Raw genomic sequence first — 16,481 nt, forward strand, 5'->3', positions numbered from 1 at the left:
GGGCTTCGTGGAACTTCCCGGACATCACCTGGGCGAGAGGAGCCGTGTCCCAAGATGACGCAGGACGATGCCACGTGGCATGTCGTACGCAAAGGCACCTTGATCGGCACAATCACCGTGACGGAGAACGACTTCCTATGGCTGCGAGGCAGGTTCATTGCCGAGCCCGTATTCGCCGAGGTCAAGCCGTGGTTCGACGAGGTCCTGGCCATCTTGGAGTCGGAGGACTTCGCGCGGTTCGATGCGGCCTACGACCGCATCCCCCAGGAGCTGGCACTGGTGTCTCCTTCGGGACCGGTTGCCGACTTCCTCCTGCACATCGAGGGCGATGAGGCGTGGTTCCGGTGGAGCGATGAGCCGCTCGGAGGTTAAGATGCCATTTCACTTGGTCAGTCTGCGGTGACATATGAGGGTTGCGGCGATGGCGGTGAAGGCCAGGAAGTGTTGCGGCTTGCGCTCGTAGCGGCGGTGCAGGCGTCGACAGCCGGACAACCAGGACACGGTCCGCTCCACGACCCAGCGGTGTCGTCCCAGGTGCTGGGACGACTCGATGCCCTTGCGGGCGAGGCGGTGCCGGATGCCGCGGGATGCCAGCCATCGCCGCAGGTGGCGGTAGTCGTAGCCCTTGTCTCCGTGCAGTTTCCCCGGCCGTCGGCGTCGCGGGCCGCGACGGGAGCGGATCGGCGGGATGCCACGAACCAGAGGGATGAGGGCCTGGCTGTCGTGGAGGTTGGCGGCGGAGATGCCGATCGACAGGGGCAGACCCTGCCGGTCGACGATGAGGTGGATTTTCGATCCCTTCTTGCCGCGGTCGGTCGGATTCGGTCCCGTCAGCTGCCCCCTTTGAGGGCGCGGACACTGACGGAGTCGATCGCACACTGCGTCCAGTCCAGCCCGCCCTGGGCGCCGAGTTCGTCCAGGACCAGGCGATGGAGTTTGGCCCACACCCGGGCTTCGGTCCACTCGGTGAACCGGCGAAAGGCGGTCACCCCCGACAACCCGAAGCCCGGCGGCAGTTGGTTCCATGTGCAGCCTGAGGTGGCCACGAAGATGATCGCGGCGAGCACCTCGCGGCCCCCGCGCCGGCGATGGCCTCCACCCTGCGGGCGAACCGGCGCCGGCGGCACCACTCGCTGGAACAACTCCCATAAGTCTTCCGGCGCCATCCGCTCGACGAGCGCAGCAGTCATCACCCCAGACTGCCGCAAAATCACGCCAACTGAAATGGCTTCTAAGTCTCACAGGTGGCCGGGTGCCTGCCAGGTCCGGGCGAGGTTGACGACCGTGGCGTCGTCGGCGCCGAGAGCGGCGGATACGACGGGCAGTGGGTGGCCGAGGCCGTGGTGGAGGACGGCCACGTCGTACTGCAGGGGACAGGCAGCGGTCAGCGGCAGTGGGCGGGAGCGGCTGGCGGTGTGCGCGACGAGCTGGTCCCAGGCGTAGGCGGCTACGTTGGGTCGGCTGACGGCGCGTGGCCAGTGGGTGAGCAGGTGCCCGAAGGCGGACGCGACAGCGTGGTGGGCGGCGCTGGGCGGGAGGTGGGCTGGGCGTAGCCGAGGTAGCAGTCGCGGTGCAGGACGCAGAAGGCCTCGAAGGCGGGCGGCAGGACCAGCGGGGTGCGCCCGCCATGGCTGGGCCCGGCGGGCGGTGCGCGGCTCGGCGAGCCAGCCCCTGCCCCGGCCGGGGCGCCGGGCCGGGGGCAGCCAGGGCGCGGGTGCTCATCCGAAGGCCCCGGCCGGCAGGCAACTGGCGCCCGCGGCAGCGGAATGGAGTTGGGAGCGGATGGCGGCGGCCCACAGCGGACGGATCGTTTCGGGGCGGCCGTGCAGGGCGCTGACCAGGCGCCCCAGGGTCTCCCACTCCGGGATGTAGGCGCCCTCCAGGATGGTGCGGATCTCGTGGGTGGACAACGTGTGGTCCAGGCGTGAACTGAGCTGGTGGGCACTGGGGTTGGCGTCCGCGAGGAGCAGGCCGCGCAGCGCGGCGCCCAGGGCGGCGGGGTTCGGCGGGGCGCAGTCCGCGGGCTTCGTTCCACAGCGGCTGGAGGTCGGCGGGGTCGCCGCCGCAGGCTGTGGCGATCACCCGGGTGATATGCCAGGAGGGCAGGCGCTCGCCGCTGAGCACGCGGGAGACGAAGGAGGCGGAGACGCCGGCCTGCTGGCCCAGCGCGCGCAGCGTCAACGGGCTGCGGCGCTGGAGCTGGGAGAGCGCACGGGCCAGCACCTGACCGGGGTGGTCCAGATTCCTGGCCGATGCCCCCTCGTCGGTGATACCGGGGGTCTCGTCCTCGCGGCCATGACCGGCATTGCGGTGCGGGGGGCGCTGGCGGGGGATGGCCCGCACCGGCGGAGAAGCGGGGGCCGGGGGCCGCTGGCGGCTCTGGGTGCGCAGCTGGCGGCGGCCGGTGGCTTCCACCGACCAGTGGCGGCTGACGTTGTCGGTGCCGATGTTCAGCGCACTGGCGATGTCGGCAGCCTTCTTCTTGTGCCCGCGGGACTGCTGCACGGTGGCTGCGGTCAGGTAGTCACGCCCGCGTCGCTGCCTCATCTGGCGTGTGGCGACAGGCATTCATCCCTCGCCGCGAGCCAGTCACTTCGCCGGTCACTCGCGCGGTGTCAGAAGCGCCGAGGGCAGGAGCTGGCGTTGGCTCTCCGCAGCCAGGGTGACGGTGGCGGTGCGGTTGCCCAAGTGGTAGCGGTCGATGACGATGATGTACGCGAGTGCGCGAGCGGCCTCTTCGACCTGCTCCAGCACGTCCTGTGTGACGTGGGTCAGGTAGAGCTCCAGGACGCCGATGGCGTCGCCGCGGTTGGTGACTGGGGCGAGAACTCACTGGCCCCGTGCATCCTGCGGTGCCAGCATCAGCTTCTGGCAGCGCAGGACCTCGTCGTAGGCACTGGCGTCCAAGAGGACCTGATCGGCACCGCGTTCCGGGTCCGTTGTCTTCTCTCTCCTCAGTGACCCGCAGCAGGAGTCGGCCGACGACGTTGACGAACAGGAATGAGACGCTTCCCCCTGGTTCCCGGGCATCACAACCGTGGGCGCGGGCGGACCTGGATATGCCTCCTGAGACGTCGGCGGCCCCGGCTCGGTCTTGGCGTCCTCGACCGCCTCACGAGACCGGGCGATGGCCTTGCGGGCCGCTCCCGCATGGGAGCAGTGCCGCCTGGCCGCTGCTTTGCCTCGGTAGTCATCACGTCGGTACGCGACATGGAGACGCGAGGGTCGTCCGCAGCCAGTTGGCCGCACAGTCTGCGGCAGGCCGCCTGTGCTACCAGGACGTCGGGGGAGAGGTGCGGGTGATGACGACGGGCAAGTGCCCGCTCACGATGGTCTGCTGAGACAGGAACAGCCCGAAGTGTTCGCCAATGACCGTAAGCACCCGGCGTCGCTGTTCGTGGGACGACAATTCCTCATCCATGCCGAGCATGTCATCGAGGCAGTCCTCTGGCGGGATGACTCCGTCCGCCTCGAGGGCTGGGCGCAGCAGCTCGGGCTGGGCTCCTGCGGGGTCGTAGCCTCCCAGCTCGAAGTACAGCTGTACCTCGCCATTGGCGTGGTAACTGAAGAAGGAGGGCGGGTCGTCGGGCCGCGGGTCGAAGATCAATACTTCGGCGCCGCGGGATACGCCGGGGTCCAGGGCCCAGCCTTCGCTGCCTCCGTTCTCCACGATGAACGCCCAGTCGCCGGCTTGGCCGATGCGTCCTGTGCAGTAGACCTGGGACATGTCAACCATGCCGGAGGCTTCCTGGAGGGTGGTGGCAGGTTTGACCTCCACCGGCTCGTGATCGGCCATGCGCTGGACCAGATCCTGGGGACTGAGGCCGCGGGCGCAGGTGATGTACAGGCCCCTGGAGTTCCACGCATCGGCGATCCACTCAAGACTGTCAGGCATTGCCGCAATCTCTCTTCCGGGGATGCGTGGCGTAGCGGGGGCACAACAGTAAGGGCGGTTGCGCCCCCGCTACAGGTTGGGGCTTCTCGTCAGTCGTGCAGGGTCTCGCCGAAGCGCGAACCCGTCGCGAGGCCGAAGTCGGCCGAGCTGAGCGACTTGGCGCCCGAACCGGTGAGGCCGGACGAGGTGCCCGGCAGGGTCCACAGGCCACCGCTGCGGTTGTTCTCGAAGGACGCGGTAACCGCCAGGTCGCCCTTGCCGTCCTTGTCGTAGTCGGCGATCCGGACCTGCGCGCCGAACAGGTCTCCCGTCTCGGCGGCGCCCGGAACTCCGGCGGAGTCCTGGGACACCCGCACGACACCGGACTGCGAGACGCCGGAGGCGGAACCGCGGAACACGGTCACGTCGCCGGCGTTGTCCAGGTCGCCGAGCTGCTCGCCGTTGGCGCCGACCACCAGTTCGGCCTTGCCGTCGCCGGTGATGTCACCGATGGCCACCGAGGCGCCCCAGTTGTCGCCGTCCTCGTTGGCACCGGGGACACCGGCGCTGTTCTGGTGCAGGGTCACCGGGTCACCGAAGCCCGTCCGACTGCCGTAGCGGACGGTGACGTAGCCGGAGCCCGCGCTGGGGTCCTCGATGTCGAAGAACTGGGGCCAGGTCAGGGACGAGGCCATGTCGGCGAAGCCGTCGCCGTTGATGTCGCCGAGCGCGACCGCGGTGTCCCCGTCGTCCACGCGCTGGATGCGGTACGGGCGGCCCTCCTGGCCCGTGAAGATGTCGGTGCCCGGACGCCCGGTGCCCGCGTCGCCGGTCACCGCCAGGTCGTCCCTGCCGTCGCCGTTGACATCGCCCACGGCGGCCTCCCGGTACCGCAGATTCGCGCCGGGCACGGTGAGGGTGTACGCGGGGACCGGCTTGCTCGCACGGGTGAAGCCGCCCTCGTACACGACGACCCCGCCCGACTCGATCACCGCGAGGTCCGCGCCGCTGCCGCCGGTGAAGTCGCCCACCGCGACGTCGCCACCGTGCGCCTGCCACTTCTGCGGGCTCTCCACGGTGGTCGTGGTGCTGCTGGTGAACGGCTTCTTGCCGCCCCACAGGATGGTGACGCTGCCCTGGCCCTCATAGGCCCCCACGGTCTCGCCGTCGGCGCCCACGACGAGGTCCGCGTACCCGTCGCCGTCCAGGTCGCCGCTGGTGATCGAGGATCCGAAGCGGTCGCTGTCCTCCGGCGTACCCGGCACGCCCGCGGAGCTCTGGGTCAGAGCGATCTTGCCGGTGGTGGACGGGCCGTCGGCCGTCCCGAGGGCCACGACCACCTCGCCCGCGGCCTCCGCTCCGCCGACGGTCTTGTACGGCGCCCCGACCGCGATGTCGCGGTGACCGTCGCCGTTGAAGTCATCGGAGAGCTTGGCGGGAGCGGCGGTGGCCGGTGCCACCGAACCGACGACCAACAGACCGCCGGTCAGCGCGGTGACGGCCGCCGTGGCGACGACGGTACGGAAAGGCAGGGGCATGAAGGTTCACTCCTTGGAGCTGTGCTGGACGGTGCCGTAGACACTCCAAGGGGTCGAAGGGTTGTACGAAGCGAAGTGAGCGTTAGCAGAATTCACGGGGCTCACGGGGCTCACGGGGCTCACGGGGCTTGCGTGGCTCATGCGGCTTGCGGTGCTCGTACGGCTTTCGAGGGTCTTTGCGCGGCGTCGGACCTCGTGGGGTGGCAGCGTGGGGCCCGGCCCGCGCCGGGACGTGGGGCTATGCACAACGACTGGTGGGTCTCAGGCCAGGATCACGTCCTGCCCTGCCAGGCCTCGCGCTGACCATGCTGATTGGAACCGCGAGCCAGCCCGGCTTCACCGGCACCCTGGACGACCTGCTGCACGAGGCTGCGACGGGCACTGGGACATGATCAGCGGCAATGTCGACAGTCTCCTCACGTTCTCCTGACCCGACGAGGAATGGGATGACGAGGAAGCACCGGAGGGCCGCGAGGGCGACCGCTGGAAGCAGTTCAGCGCCAGGCTGACAACGACCGGCTTCCCGGTGCCCACCACGGTGCGGGACCTGTCCGAGCTCTACCTGACGTGGGACCCGGCCCACCGCGAGGAAACACCCAACGGCCCCCGCTGGTCCATGCCGACCGCGCTTCTGCTCCCCGACGACCAGGATTCCGCCGAGGAGACCCTCTTCGCCTGGGACGGCGCCAACCTCGCCGAGCGGCAGTCGACGCGGGACGGCGTGGTGGAGACCGACCCCTGGGACTGAGAGCCGGGTACGCACCGCGCGGCGGCCCAGATGCGCAGTCGGTAGCGTACGGCCGACCCGGACGAGGACGACAGGCGGTTCTACGCGATCGTCACCGACCTGGTCGGCACGCCGAGCGAACTGGTCGGAGAGGGCGACGAGCCGACCCGCATCTACGACGACTCGACCTACGACAAGCACGGTTCGGGCAGCAGCTCGTCGGCCAAGGGCGAGATCGGGCGAGCACCCGCGAACGGACAGGCGGAAGGTGACCTGAACAAGCTGAAGAAAAAGGGAATGATCAACAACCTCAAGAAGCAGAAGGTGCTCCCGCCCCCGTGCGACGGCTGACGGGACGAGGCAGGAAGGCCGTTCATGGCAGCCCAGTGGGACTGGAAGAGTGGCGAGGGACTGCTGGGTGTCGATGATCCCGCCGCGGTGGATGGGGCGTTCGAGCGTGGCGAGCCGCATCTCGGAACGGCGGTGATCGGGTTGGCATTCCAGTGCGCGCTGGAGGAGGCGTCGCCGCGCATCATCAGGGCGATGCGGCTGAGCGACCCGAACGAGCGGGGATTCGCCTTCACCGCGGCCGGGACCGCGGCCCGACTCCATGGCCGGCTGACTCCCGAGCTCTATGAGGCTCTGCGGGCAGAGGGCCCGGGCGGTTTCGCCGAGCACGCCATCAGGGACACGCTGACGTTCGTTCCGTTCCGCGAGCTACCGCCGTGGTTCAAGCGCCGGAAGATCGTCACCGGGGTGGACAACAAACTGGAGAGCTGGTGGCTGCGCTCCACGGAGCCGATCAGCGATGCCGTGTCGGCCCTGCGCCGGCGCCGCTCCCGGGGTGGTCGAGTCCGGTAGTTGGCGACAGATGACAACGGTCCGGGTACGGCGGCCATCGGCCTGGCCCGCAACTGCCCGCTCGCCGCGGCCTCGCCGCGCATCATCACGGTGATGCGGCTGCCGGACCGCGCCAGCGCGGATTCGCGTACACCGCGGCCGGGACCGCGGCCCGGCTGAACGGCGCCCTCACCCCCGACCTGTACGCCGTCCTGCGGGCGGAGGGACACCGTGGCCTCGCCGAAACCGCCGTCGACGACACCCTTGATTACGTACCGTTCCGCGAGCTGCCCCTGTGGTTCAAGTGCCGAACGGTTCGCGTCGAGGGTTGAGGACAAGCTGAAGAACTGGCGCCTGAACCTCACCTATGCGGCCAAGGACGTGCGCGCGGCCCTTCGCCGACTGCGGCGCCGCTGACGCAGGGTCACGGTGCCGGCGGCTTCCATGGGGTCTTCATGAGGCTGCACGGGGCTACATGGAGCTCCACGGGGCTTTGGGGCCGGTGCGACAGGCGGGTCTGTCCGGCTCTGGGGTCTGGGGCCAGCGCCAGTGGTTGTTGCTGGTGTGGCCGCCGGCGCGTCAGCGGGCGAGGTCGGCGTGTGCGGTGGCGCGTTCGCTCGGCGTCGATCTTCTCCACGTAGGGGTGGCCGACCGCGAATTCCAGGATGAGCCCGTTGGGGTCTGTGACGTAGAGCGAGACACAGAAGCCGTGGTCGAGTATGTGGGCGTTGGAATGGGGGCAGATGGCCTCCTCGACGCGCTTGAGTATCGCTTCTTGGGTGTCCGTCTCGACCTTGAAGGCGATGTGGCGCAGGGGCGTGACGTTGAGATCCGTCTTGAACTCCTCCTGCTCCTTGGGTCGGCGAACTGGAAGAAGGCGAGCGCAGGGCCGGAGAGCACCGCGGGTTCGGTCCGGGTGGCCACCAAAGGCAGGCCGATGACGTCCTCGTAGAAGTGCCGGTTGGCCTCCTGGTCGTCGGTGATCCATGCGTGGCGGTGAAGGCGGAGGGGCAGGGCCTGGCTGTGGGTCAACTCCGTTAGCCGTTGGCGAGGTTGCTGCCGGGCGCTCCGTGGGGCTTGACCGGCCTTCAGCAGGGGTAGGGGCGCAGTGGTCCGTTCGTCTTGCGAGTCTCGGGGGGATCCAGTGTCGGATTTCGCGTGGATGGACGTTGAACTGGTGCCGCGACCGGTGCTGCACGGCGCTCAGGACGGTCTGTCCGAGCGCGGAGTGGTGTATTTCGGGCGTCCGTTCACTACGGCCTTCGATCCGGCGTCGGCGTCTGAGACCACACGGGCCTATGCGGTGGAACATGAGGACGTAGCGGACTTCCGGCGGCTTGTACTGCCGCTCAACATGACGCCCCGGCCCGGCGAGCCGCTTACTTCTGTGGCGGTGCAGGGGGCTGCGCAGCAGGCTGATGGCCGGACGCTGTTCTGGGACCCGGTGCCATGTCGGCTGACCGACTCGGGCACGCGTGATTCCAGAGTGTCGGTCACGGCGGACTTCGGGTTGGTGCAGTCCCAGGCCGAGACTGCGGTGCAGCGCCAGACACAAGCGTCTTTCCTGCGGGCCCGGGGGGCCGGCACGGGGATCGTGCAGTGGGAGTTCACCAGGCGTTCGGGTGGGGAACTGGACGGGATTTACGAGCTGATTGCCACGGTCGAGCTGCCGCGCGGAGCAAGCGGCGCCGTCCTGCTCTCAGCGGCGGCCCGCATCCACAAGAAGCGCTTGGGAGTCATCGGCTACACGGTCCGGCTGCCAGAGGAGTTGGCGACTGTTCTGCTGCCCTGAGCGGCGGTCGGCGCACAGGCTCGTGATCAGCGCCAGTCCCCGATGAATACGAAGGCCCCCCAGTCCCGGTACTCGGGGAAGGCTTGTCGGGTATTTTGCTGGGCGTGGCGGAACGCGTCGCGTTTTGGGCAGTGTGCTCCGAGCCGGCTGTACAGCTCCTCGAAGAACAGTGTGGTGACCGGTACTGTCACCGGCCAGAGCGTCCCGATCACAGTTGTCACGCCGGCCAGTAGGAATGCGGCGGCCAGGCCCCGATGGTTGTCGTTGGCGTCGTAACGCCCCAGAGCGGACTCACAGGCACTCAGCGTGACCAGTCTGACGCCACGTAGGTCGAGGGTGAGGATCTGGTGGGCGAAGAGTCGGCCCTCGCCGTTCTCGTCCGGTTCGAGGTAGAGGCACTGGTGCCAGGGTGCCTCGGCGTCTTGCGAACTGTGGGCAGCGATGTGCAGGTACTGATTCTTCGGGGCCGCTGCCATGACGGCCTCGGGGGTGGCGTCCTGCTGAAGCAATACGGTGTCGAACGCGTGCTCGGCGGTCAGGTGGCCCCGTAGTTTCTGGACGTGCTCGGTGACACCTGGTTGGTGCGCCAGGCCGTACTGGGTGCCTCCCGACGGTGATCCCGCGATCAGCAGTCGTCGAGGGCCGGCGACCGCAGAACTGGGGGCAGAACTGGGGTGGGGGCTGAGCTGGGAGCTGCTGGAGACCGTGGTGACGGTCCAGTCGTCGGCGAGGGGGCGTCCATTGCTGTGCAGCAGGTGGAAGGGAGCGAAGTGCAACGGGCCGTGCGGCCAGAAGCACAGGTGCCGCTTGCCTTGCGTCCACCAGCCCTGCAGCATCTGCGCGGGCGGGCCGCCCAGCACGGCGTAGAGACGCGCAAGTGTCTCCTCACCGTGCAGGGAAACCGGGTACCCGAGCGGGTCCGCGTTGACGCCCTCCCGGGCCTCTCCCACCGGGACCGCGGCCCAGTGGATCGAGAAGGCGTTCGCCCGTTCGGGGTCCACCACCGTGATGTGGCCGGCGGGCAGATCTATCAGTGGGACGACGCGGACAGTCTGCTCGTTGTCCGTGATCTGGCAGCAGACCAGCAACGTCGCGTAGCCGTCCGGGCCGAGATGGCGCGTACGGTCTTCGGCAAGGAACAGAGAGATGACGACGGTGTCCTCACCTGTCATGGCGCCGAGGAGGTTGTTGACCGTCGTCATTCCCGGTCTGACGCGGGCGCCCTCGGCCTGGTACGTATCGGCCAGCAGTGACTGGGTGATCTGGTGGTCGGCAGCCCTGCGGTTGTTCCCGACGGATGGTTTGGCCTGCTCTTCGGGCCCGATCTCCGCCTCGCTGACGAAACAGAACCCCGAGGTGTCGCCGGGCATGCCGAACAGGCCGTCCAGAGCACCGGACCGTTCCGGAACGTAAGGCCCGCATGCCGTCTCCTGCTCCGCGATCTCCGCGTGCAGGATTTTGGCGTGTGCAGGCAGCTGGTGCGGGCCGGCGTTCTGGGTGAGCAGGCGGAAGTCCAAGCCTTTGAAGAGCAGGTGGTGGTGGGTGACGAGCGCCGGCAACGACTGCGGCGCATCGGAGGTATGCCGGTCCTGCCGGTCCTGCCGACCCCAGGTGACCAGGGTGTGCATGAGGTGCTGGCCGAAGCCTCGTACAAAGCCCGCGCGCTCGTCCAGCGCGCCGCCGAGCCCGGTCATCACCGGTTCGGCGATGGCAAGGAGTGCGCTGGCACGGATGCCGAGCTCACTGTCGGTACCTGACTTGAGCAGCGCCTTGAGGCTGTGATCGGCGAGTGAGGTGCAAATCGTCGGCAGTTGGTGGTGCGAGGCGAACTCCGTTGCCGTTTCCACCGAGACCAGATACTGCATGATCGCCTCGTCGTGTCTTCCCTCGGCGGCGCACTGCTGGGCATGCCGCTTCCGACAGGTCAGCAGAACCCAGTCGATCATCGCCGCGTAGGTGTCGGCGAAGCCTTGGTCATACTGCTTAACCCGGTGAAGCAGCCGGATCACCCGGCCGAGGTCGTCGGCGCGGACGTGCAGCGCTGCGTGGGTGAGCGTCGCGGCGCGTGAGCGGGACGACACGGCCCGCCGGTCACAATCGGCCTCAACAGCCGGGATCAGTTCGGAGTACGAGAGGGGCCCGGACGGGCAGGACAGGACATTCTCAACAGACTGATGGGCGAGGAGCATCCAGAACCTGGGGGAGCGCGACAGCTCAGCAGACTCCGAGTACAACGCGTGAATCTCCTCCCACAGCTCTGGAAGATCGGCAGGGTGAACGACGGCGCACAGATTGGCCAGAATCCCCAGGTTCGCGTCGGCGGAGCAGAGCGTGCGCAGCTGGCGGGCGGGCCCGCCAATGGCGGTGCGCAGACGCAGACCAGGGGCGAGATGATGGTGCCGCGCCACGACGGCCAGTGCCTCCAGATGGTGTTCCAGATCCTGCGGTTCCACTTCGACGTGGCCGATGTCCTGGACCGCTGACCTGGCGACTTCCCAGTGCCGTGGCGCGTTGTCCGGTTCCGCCGCGGAGAGCAGGGCAGCCACCCGAGCCCTCTTGACCTGGCACTGGGTCCGTAACGATGCCGGGCCGATACGTAAGGCTTCGTCCAGGAAATCCATGGCCAGGGCCAGCATGGACGTGGCATCCGGCATGCCGGCGATACGGTTGCCCCGCTCCGGCATCGTCCCGTCCAAGGGCCAGGAGACACGCTGTCCGTTGATCGCGTCACGGTAGACGATGCCGCACAGTCTGTACGGCGACACCCATCGTGCAAACGAGTCCGCCATGTCCTCGGGATCGAGGGAGACACAGTAGGGGCCTGCCAGGAGCCACCCCGCTGCCTGCAAGGTGTCGGCCAACTCCGCCCGTTCGCTGGCGGCTTCGGCCTGTTCTCTCCGGGCGACAGCCCGGCGACCGGGCAGGAACCGGTTGCGTCGCCGGTTCAACTGGGCGAGGGCCTGACGCGAGACGGCGATCTGTTCGGATGCCGTCTCGAGCGCGAGCAGCATCCGGTCAGCCCGCGGCGCATGCTCCAAGGTCAGGCGGGTGATCTCCGTAAAGAGGTCGGCGGCTGTCCACCACGGCGACATCCGCGTCCGTCCCCCGCGTGCCTCGGCCAGCGCCAGCACCAGTCGGGAGAAGTGGTATGCGTTCACGGGCACGCCGAGGGTGAAGCTCACGAACTACACGAAGACGGGCTCCGCGGACCGCGACATCGCCTGGAACTCCGTGGCGTTCAAGCCGATCAAGGGCAAGTTCGTGCACCGCTCGCTGACCGCCGCGGCGATCTTCGACCCGAACCAGGAGCTGAACTCCAACTGGCCGGTTTCGACCGAGATCAACTCGCCGGTGCAGTCGATGAAGGCGCTCTACGACTGGGGTCTCGGCCTCGCTGACCAAGGTCCCCTGTGGAACAACCCGGAGGGCGCCGACGCCGTCGGCATGTCCTCCAAGGCGCGCTGCCCTTCGGCGAAGGCCGTCGGCGAGTGCACGGGCCAGAAGACATGGGACGCGGCCGACAAGTGGGCCAAGGAGATCAAGGCGGGCGGCTGGAAGCCCCGCGCCGACGGTTCCGCCCCCGCGCACTCCATCCCGCGCTGGATGGCCATGTCCAACGAGCGGCCCGACCCGGCCGCCCCCGCGTCCAAGGCGTACGCGGACCCGAACAGCTACAAGATCAAGTCTGATGTGAACGTGACGTTCGTGGTCGGCGAGGACGGGAAGATCGTCGACGGCAGCGTGGGGTCCGACTACCGCGCCCGCGTCGGCAATGCCCACCTGCCGCACTTCGTCACGGACATCATGCAGGCGATCGAGGCGGACTACGGCATCCCGGCGCCGGACATCGACTACACCACGCAGGACGCGCTCGAGTACGGCAACGTCCACACGTCCCACCCCTACAAGGACGGTGACACCCCTGGTCAGGCGTACTTCCCGCACTTCCGCGGCGCACGTCTGGACGACGCCAAGCAGTGCGTCGACTTCCGCGGGGTCGGCGGCGGTGTGCACGGCTACCGGGCGATGATCGGCCACAAGTCCGTCAACGACAACGTCAAGGCGTGGGTGGACCAGGTCAACAACGACCTGGAGACCAACCACACCGTGCGGCGGTTCGCCGGGGACGTCTACTCGATGTTCTTCAAGAACACCGGGAAGTGGAACAACAACATGTTCGGCTCCATGATCGGCAACGCCCCGCCGATCTGGCAGGACATCGCCGCGGCCTTCTGCGCCGACGGCTCCGTGAAGCCGACTCACCTGGAGAAGAACAAGGACGCCAACCCGTCCGACGGCATCGTCTTCCAGTCGTACATGCCGGACCTCTATCTGTACGTGGACGACCGGCTGACCGACAACCTCGGCCGGAAGTCGAACCACCGCATCAGCGGCGGCGACTGGCGGAACTTCTCCAACTTCCCCGCCACCGCGCCGAACGGCAACGCCTTCGCCTCCTGCTCCGCCTACCACCGGGGCAGCGGCGGCAATCCGTGGGGCGTGGACGCCCCCGTTCCGTTCCTTGGGGACGGGCCGGGGAACCGTCCGGGCAGTGTGGTGCACTGTGACGAGCCGGCGAACAAGTTCACCGAGAACCTCACCCGGTGACCCGGAGTGGGTGAGTGAGCGTATGACCGCCGACTGATCCGATGCACGAAGAGAGGGGACGGACCGGCCCGCACCGGCCGGCCCGTCCCCCCTCCGCACGTTTATGGAGAAATCCTCATGGGCTTTCTGTACTTGGCCTTCTTCGCCGCGTTCCTCTACCTGGTGCCCGTGGCCCTGCTCTGCAGGAAGGTCGCGATCAAGACAACGGCGAAGATGGGCTGGACCATGGCTTTCCTGTTGATCGTCTTCCCCGTCGTCCTGCTGGTCATCGGCGGCGTGGTGGACGCGAAGGGAGCCGCGTCGTAGGCATCTGCCGCATCACGCACAGAGGGAGCACGGCATGCGCATTCCTGGCCCCGAACCGAGGGTGGACGACGGGGTGGGAGCCTCCAAAACCGCCACGCACTCCACATGGTGCGTACGCAGATCGGAAGTCTGGTCCGTGACTGGTCCGGGAGGCACAACTGAGTGGTTCCATATCGCACCTAGCGTGATTTTCCTGTGTCGATGGGTGACGCGTCGCGGAATTGGATCTTGTAGGAGTGCGGGCACTTCGGCCATCTTGATCGGGCGTGATCACACACCTTGAAATGGGTGCCCATGCCGTGCGGCAAGCTCTTGTTCGCCAACGGTCGCCGATTCCCGTGGCCCGATGCTGGCGATTTGCTGACCGTCCGAGGATTGAGGCGCCTCTGACCTGTGGGAAGTCACCAAGTACTCTCGATGTGGTGGAACTTCATCGGCCGCAGCCATGAGGACCTCGTCGAGGTCCGACAGGCGTGGGAAGCGGCGTCCTATCGCTTCGGCGACGTCGACGGCTACCCCGGTGCCCGCCCTCCCCAACGCCACCATCGCTCCGCGCAAGACCCCGGCGCGTGCCTGACACCTTCCTCTGACGCTTCCCTGAAAGGCAGTACGACGATGACGCAGCCCGAAATGACCCCGACCGTCCGACGCGTGGACGCCAGGCACCGTTACGAGATCGTCGTCGACGGCGAGAGCGCGGGCTTCACCGCGTACCGTGACCGCGACGACCGGCGCGTGTTCTTCCACACCGAGATCGACGACGCCCACGCCGGGCAGGGCCTGGCCTCGATCCTCGTACGGGAGGCGCTGGAGGACGTGCGGAGCGCGGGCCTGCGCGCCGTGCCCGTCTGCCCCTACGTGGCGAAGTTCCTCAAGAAGCACGAGGAGTTCGCCGACCTCGCGGACACGGTGACCCCCGAGGTACTGGAGTGGCTGGACAGTGTGCTGAAGCGCTGAGGCGTGGACGGGCTTCGAGAGCCCGTCCACGAGGGCTCCGTCTCCGTCGTTCAGGCCGTGGGCACGCGGTCCAGGAATCCGTGGACGGTGCGGATCCGGCCGTCGTCGGCCAGCGTGATGACGTCGAACCCGGCGACGGGCGCGGACCCGTCCGCGGTCGACACGAGCTCCCACGTGAAGCGCGCGATGTCGTGGTGCCCGTCGACCGCGCCGGTCCGGCGGAACTCGAAGCCGGGGAACTGCTCGTGGGCCCCGTTGATGACGGCGGCGACGCCCTCGTATCCGGAGACGTCGGCGAGCGGGTCCGTGTAGCTGCCGTCCTCGGTCCACGCGGCGGCCACGGCCTTGGAGATGTCCTCGCCGCCCTCCGCGTTCCAGGCCTCGAAGTAGCGGGCGACGGCGGTCTCGTAAGCGGCGGTGTCGTGTGTGGTCATGGCGGAACGGCCTCCTGTGAGGTGGTGGTTGCCCTGCGGGGTGATGACCCAAGACTGCCGCTCGGCCGCGTGGTGGTCGATTACGTCCGGAGTAATGGCCCGCACCAGTGCACCGATGCGTGGTTTGGCTTGGCCTACGCCCACTCCGCTGCCGCTGCCGCTGGAGCGGACCGGTGAGCGGGGGCCTGCCGCCGCTGCGGGACCGGTACCTTGCCATGGGCTTCATCGTCGTCATGTATGCGCTGATCGGAGCCGTGGTGGCCGGCTTGCTCGGCGTGGGTCTCTCGCACAGCGAGGTCGGGGCAGGCGTGGCATCTCTCGCGGGCGGGGCCCTGGGAGGCGCCTTCGCCGTGTGGCGTATCCGACGCGGCTCCGAGGGTGCGCCTGCCGGCGACGGGGGCAGTGAGAGCGTGTGCGGTCGGCCCTCGCCCTCGTCGCGCTCGACGCAGTGCTTGAATGGACCGTCGTTCTGGTTGAGCAAGGAGAAACACTGTGCCTTTGGTGTCTGTCGTGATGCCCGTGTACAACTCGGTCACCACGCTCGGCGCAGCTGTCCGGTCGGTACTCACACAGACCCACAGCGACGTGGAGCTGCTGGTCACGGATGATCAGTCGTCCGACGGCTCCATGGACATGCTGATGGATCTCGCCCGGCAGGACGAGCGAGTCCTGCCGAAACAGGCGCCCGAGCGGGGCGGCGCCGGCCGGGCGCGTAATCTCGCGATCGAGCGGGCCCGGGGTGACTACGTCGCCTTCCTCGACAGCGACGACATGTGGCTGCCGGAGAAGGCCGAGCGGCAGGTCGCCTTCGCCCGGGAGGGCAGCGCGCCGCTGACGTTCACCTCGTACTTCAAGATGGACGCCGACTACGCGGGCGAGAGCACCGACTTCGTTCCGAACGGCCGCATTGTTCGCGCGCGCGAGCACGTGGACTACCGCGCGATGCTGGTCCGGGACCACATCGGTGCCCTGACCGCCATGTACGACCGCAACGCCCTGGGCACGAGGCTCATGCCCGAGATGCGCAAGCGGCAGGACTACGCGCTGTGGTTGTCGATCATGCGTGACGGTGCCGACGCCCGGGGCCTGACCGAGCCGCTCGCGGTGTACCGGGCGCACCAGGCGGACTCGCTGTCCTCCAACAAGCTGTCCCTCGTTCCCTACAACTGGGATCTGTACCGGCGGCACGAAGGCCTGTCGGTCCCGCGTTCGACGCGGGCGCTTGCCGGTGCGGTGTGGCAGTCGCTGCGCAACTCCCGGATCTAGGGCCTGTGTCGGAAGTCCCGTCGTCCGCCCGGAGGGCGTCGCGGGGCAGGCGGGACTTCCGACACAGGCCTTAGGGCTCGGCGCGGAAGCAGCGGCGGCGTCCGCGCGGACGGGGCTCGTGCACCGGCTCGCGCACCAT

16 protein-coding genes and 2 pseudogenes are annotated in these 16,481 nt (G+C 68.3%); 10 read left to right on the plus strand and 8 right to left on the minus strand.

The genetic code is table 11. The annotated features are described in order from the left end of the window. The first annotated feature begins 54 nt into the window (after nucleotides 1-54). Nucleotides 55-372, plus strand: coding sequence for a hypothetical protein (locus DEJ48_RS39170; RefSeq protein ID WP_150220806.1), 318 nt, complete (start codon nucleotides 55-57; stop codon nucleotides 370-372). Between the two features lie 9 nt (nucleotides 373-381). Here DEJ48_RS39170 and DEJ48_RS39175 read toward each other — a convergent pair. The 6 genes and pseudogenes from DEJ48_RS39175 to DEJ48_RS39200 form a co-directional block, all read right to left on the minus strand. After that, a protein-coding gene (locus tag DEJ48_RS39175) for an IS5 family transposase (RefSeq protein WP_223832262.1) occupies nucleotides 382-1,190 on the minus strand; the annotation gives its coding sequence in 2 pieces (ribosomal slippage) (nucleotides 382-840 and nucleotides 843-1,190; 807 coding nt in all). Between the two features lie 528 nt (nucleotides 1,191-1,718). Next, nucleotides 1,719-1,910 (minus strand): hypothetical protein, encoded by a 192-nt coding sequence (locus DEJ48_RS39180; RefSeq protein ID WP_150220807.1) that lies wholly within the window; start codon nucleotides 1,908-1,910, stop codon nucleotides 1,719-1,721. A gap of 142 nt (nucleotides 1,911-2,052) precedes the next feature. After that, nucleotides 2,053-2,568: pseudogene (locus DEJ48_RS41200) on the minus strand (helix-turn-helix domain-containing protein); the annotation flags it as partial. Between the two features lie 33 nt (nucleotides 2,569-2,601). Then, nucleotides 2,602-2,754 (minus strand): hypothetical protein, encoded by a 153-nt coding sequence (locus DEJ48_RS41205; RefSeq protein ID WP_411757519.1) that lies wholly within the window; start codon nucleotides 2,752-2,754, stop codon nucleotides 2,602-2,604. A gap of 517 nt (nucleotides 2,755-3,271) precedes the next feature. Next, entirely contained in the window at nucleotides 3,272-3,895 is a 624-nt protein-coding gene (locus tag DEJ48_RS39195) for a DUF6461 domain-containing protein (RefSeq protein ID WP_150220808.1), read from the minus strand. Between the two features lie 89 nt (nucleotides 3,896-3,984). Continuing rightward, nucleotides 3,985-5,412: an FG-GAP-like repeat-containing protein gene (locus DEJ48_RS39200; RefSeq protein ID WP_150220809.1), complete on the minus strand. Its 1,428-nt coding sequence runs from the start codon at nucleotides 5,410-5,412 to the stop codon at nucleotides 3,985-3,987. Between the two features lie 475 nt (nucleotides 5,413-5,887). Between DEJ48_RS39200 and DEJ48_RS40040 the strand changes: the two are divergent. From DEJ48_RS40040 to DEJ48_RS39220, 5 genes and pseudogenes are all read left to right on the plus strand, one after another. Next, a pseudogene (locus tag DEJ48_RS40040) lies at nucleotides 5,888-6,160 on the plus strand (DUF6042 family protein); the annotation flags it as partial. Between the two features lie 354 nt (nucleotides 6,161-6,514). Next, nucleotides 6,515-7,000 (plus strand): hypothetical protein, encoded by a 486-nt coding sequence (locus DEJ48_RS39210; RefSeq protein ID WP_150220810.1) that lies wholly within the window; start codon nucleotides 6,515-6,517, stop codon nucleotides 6,998-7,000. After that, complete coding sequence (locus tag DEJ48_RS40045; protein ID WP_190537884.1) at nucleotides 7,001-7,159, plus strand: hypothetical protein; 159 nt, start codon at nucleotides 7,001-7,003, stop codon at nucleotides 7,157-7,159. Between the two features lie 424 nt (nucleotides 7,160-7,583). Further along, complete coding sequence (locus DEJ48_RS40050; RefSeq protein ID WP_190537886.1) at nucleotides 7,584-7,931, plus strand: hypothetical protein; 348 nt, start codon at nucleotides 7,584-7,586, stop codon at nucleotides 7,929-7,931. A gap of 210 nt (nucleotides 7,932-8,141) precedes the next feature. Continuing rightward, nucleotides 8,142-8,771 carry a hypothetical protein gene (locus tag DEJ48_RS39220; RefSeq protein WP_150220811.1) on the plus strand — a complete coding sequence of 210 codons (630 nt, stop codon included), beginning with the start codon at nucleotides 8,142-8,144 and terminating at the stop codon, nucleotides 8,769-8,771. A 26-nt stretch (nucleotides 8,772-8,797) separates the two neighbouring features. On the opposite strand, the gene DEJ48_RS39225 is transcribed toward DEJ48_RS39220, so the two are convergent. Next, nucleotides 8,798-11,953 carry a CHAT domain-containing protein gene (locus DEJ48_RS39225; RefSeq protein WP_150220812.1) on the minus strand — a complete coding sequence of 1,052 codons (3,156 nt, stop codon included), beginning with the start codon at nucleotides 11,951-11,953 and terminating at the stop codon, nucleotides 8,798-8,800. Between DEJ48_RS39225 and DEJ48_RS39230 the strand changes: the two genes are divergently transcribed. The 3 genes from DEJ48_RS39230 (at nucleotide 11,943) to DEJ48_RS39240 (ending at nucleotide 14,642) form a co-directional block, all read left to right on the plus strand. Beyond that, nucleotides 11,943-13,379 carry a hypothetical protein gene (locus tag DEJ48_RS39230; RefSeq protein ID WP_150220813.1) on the plus strand — a complete coding sequence of 479 codons (1,437 nt, stop codon included), beginning with the start codon at nucleotides 11,943-11,945 and terminating at the stop codon, nucleotides 13,377-13,379. The two genes, DEJ48_RS39225 and DEJ48_RS39230, sit on opposite strands and share 11 nt — an antisense overlap. A gap of 117 nt (nucleotides 13,380-13,496) precedes the next feature. Continuing rightward, nucleotides 13,497-13,685, plus strand: coding sequence for a hypothetical protein (locus tag DEJ48_RS39235; protein ID WP_055565705.1), 189 nt, complete (start codon nucleotides 13,497-13,499; stop codon nucleotides 13,683-13,685). A 615-nt stretch (nucleotides 13,686-14,300) separates the two neighbouring features. Further along, entirely contained in the window at nucleotides 14,301-14,642 is a 342-nt protein-coding gene (locus DEJ48_RS39240; RefSeq protein WP_150220814.1) for a GNAT family N-acetyltransferase, read from the plus strand. A 50-nt stretch (nucleotides 14,643-14,692) separates the two neighbouring features. On the opposite strand, the gene DEJ48_RS39245 is transcribed toward DEJ48_RS39240, so the two are convergent. Further along, on the minus strand, nucleotides 14,693-15,076 hold the full coding sequence (locus DEJ48_RS39245) for a nuclear transport factor 2 family protein (RefSeq protein WP_150220815.1): 384 nt from the start codon (nucleotides 15,074-15,076) through the stop codon (nucleotides 14,693-14,695). A 492-nt stretch (nucleotides 15,077-15,568) separates the two neighbouring features. Here DEJ48_RS39245 and DEJ48_RS39250 point away from each other — a divergent pair, with 492 nt between their 5' ends. After that, complete coding sequence (locus tag DEJ48_RS39250) at nucleotides 15,569-16,342, plus strand: glycosyltransferase family 2 protein (protein WP_150220816.1); 774 nt, start codon at nucleotides 15,569-15,571, stop codon at nucleotides 16,340-16,342. Nucleotides 16,343-16,481 lie beyond the last annotated feature (139 nt).

The organism is Streptomyces venezuelae (genome assembly GCF_008642315.1).
In the GTDB taxonomy this organism is placed as follows: domain Bacteria; phylum Actinomycetota; class Actinomycetes; order Streptomycetales; family Streptomycetaceae; genus Streptomyces; species Streptomyces venezuelae_D.

Excerpts from the sequence above, each read along its gene's own strand:
- DEJ48_RS39245 (WP_150220815.1), bottom strand. The coding sequence starts at position 15,076 with ATGACCACACACGACACCGCCGCTTACGAGACCGCCGTCGCCCGCTAC.
- DEJ48_RS39220 (WP_150220811.1), top strand. The coding sequence starts at position 8,142 with ATGGACGTTGAACTGGTGCCGCGACCGGTGCTGCACGGCGCTCAGGAC.
- DEJ48_RS39170 (WP_150220806.1), top strand. The coding sequence starts at position 55 with ATGACGCAGGACGATGCCACGTGGCATGTCGTACGCAAAGGCACCTTG.
- DEJ48_RS39195 (WP_150220808.1), bottom strand. The coding sequence starts at position 3,895 with ATGCCTGACAGTCTTGAGTGGATCGCCGATGCGTGGAACTCCAGGGGC.
- DEJ48_RS39235 (WP_055565705.1), top strand. The coding sequence starts at position 13,497 with ATGGGCTTTCTGTACTTGGCCTTCTTCGCCGCGTTCCTCTACCTGGTG.
- DEJ48_RS39240 (WP_150220814.1), top strand. The coding sequence starts at position 14,301 with ATGACGCAGCCCGAAATGACCCCGACCGTCCGACGCGTGGACGCCAGG.
- DEJ48_RS39210 (WP_150220810.1), top strand. The coding sequence starts at position 6,515 with ATGGCAGCCCAGTGGGACTGGAAGAGTGGCGAGGGACTGCTGGGTGTC.
- DEJ48_RS39200 (WP_150220809.1), bottom strand. The coding sequence starts at position 5,412 with ATGCCCCTGCCTTTCCGTACCGTCGTCGCCACGGCGGCCGTCACCGCG.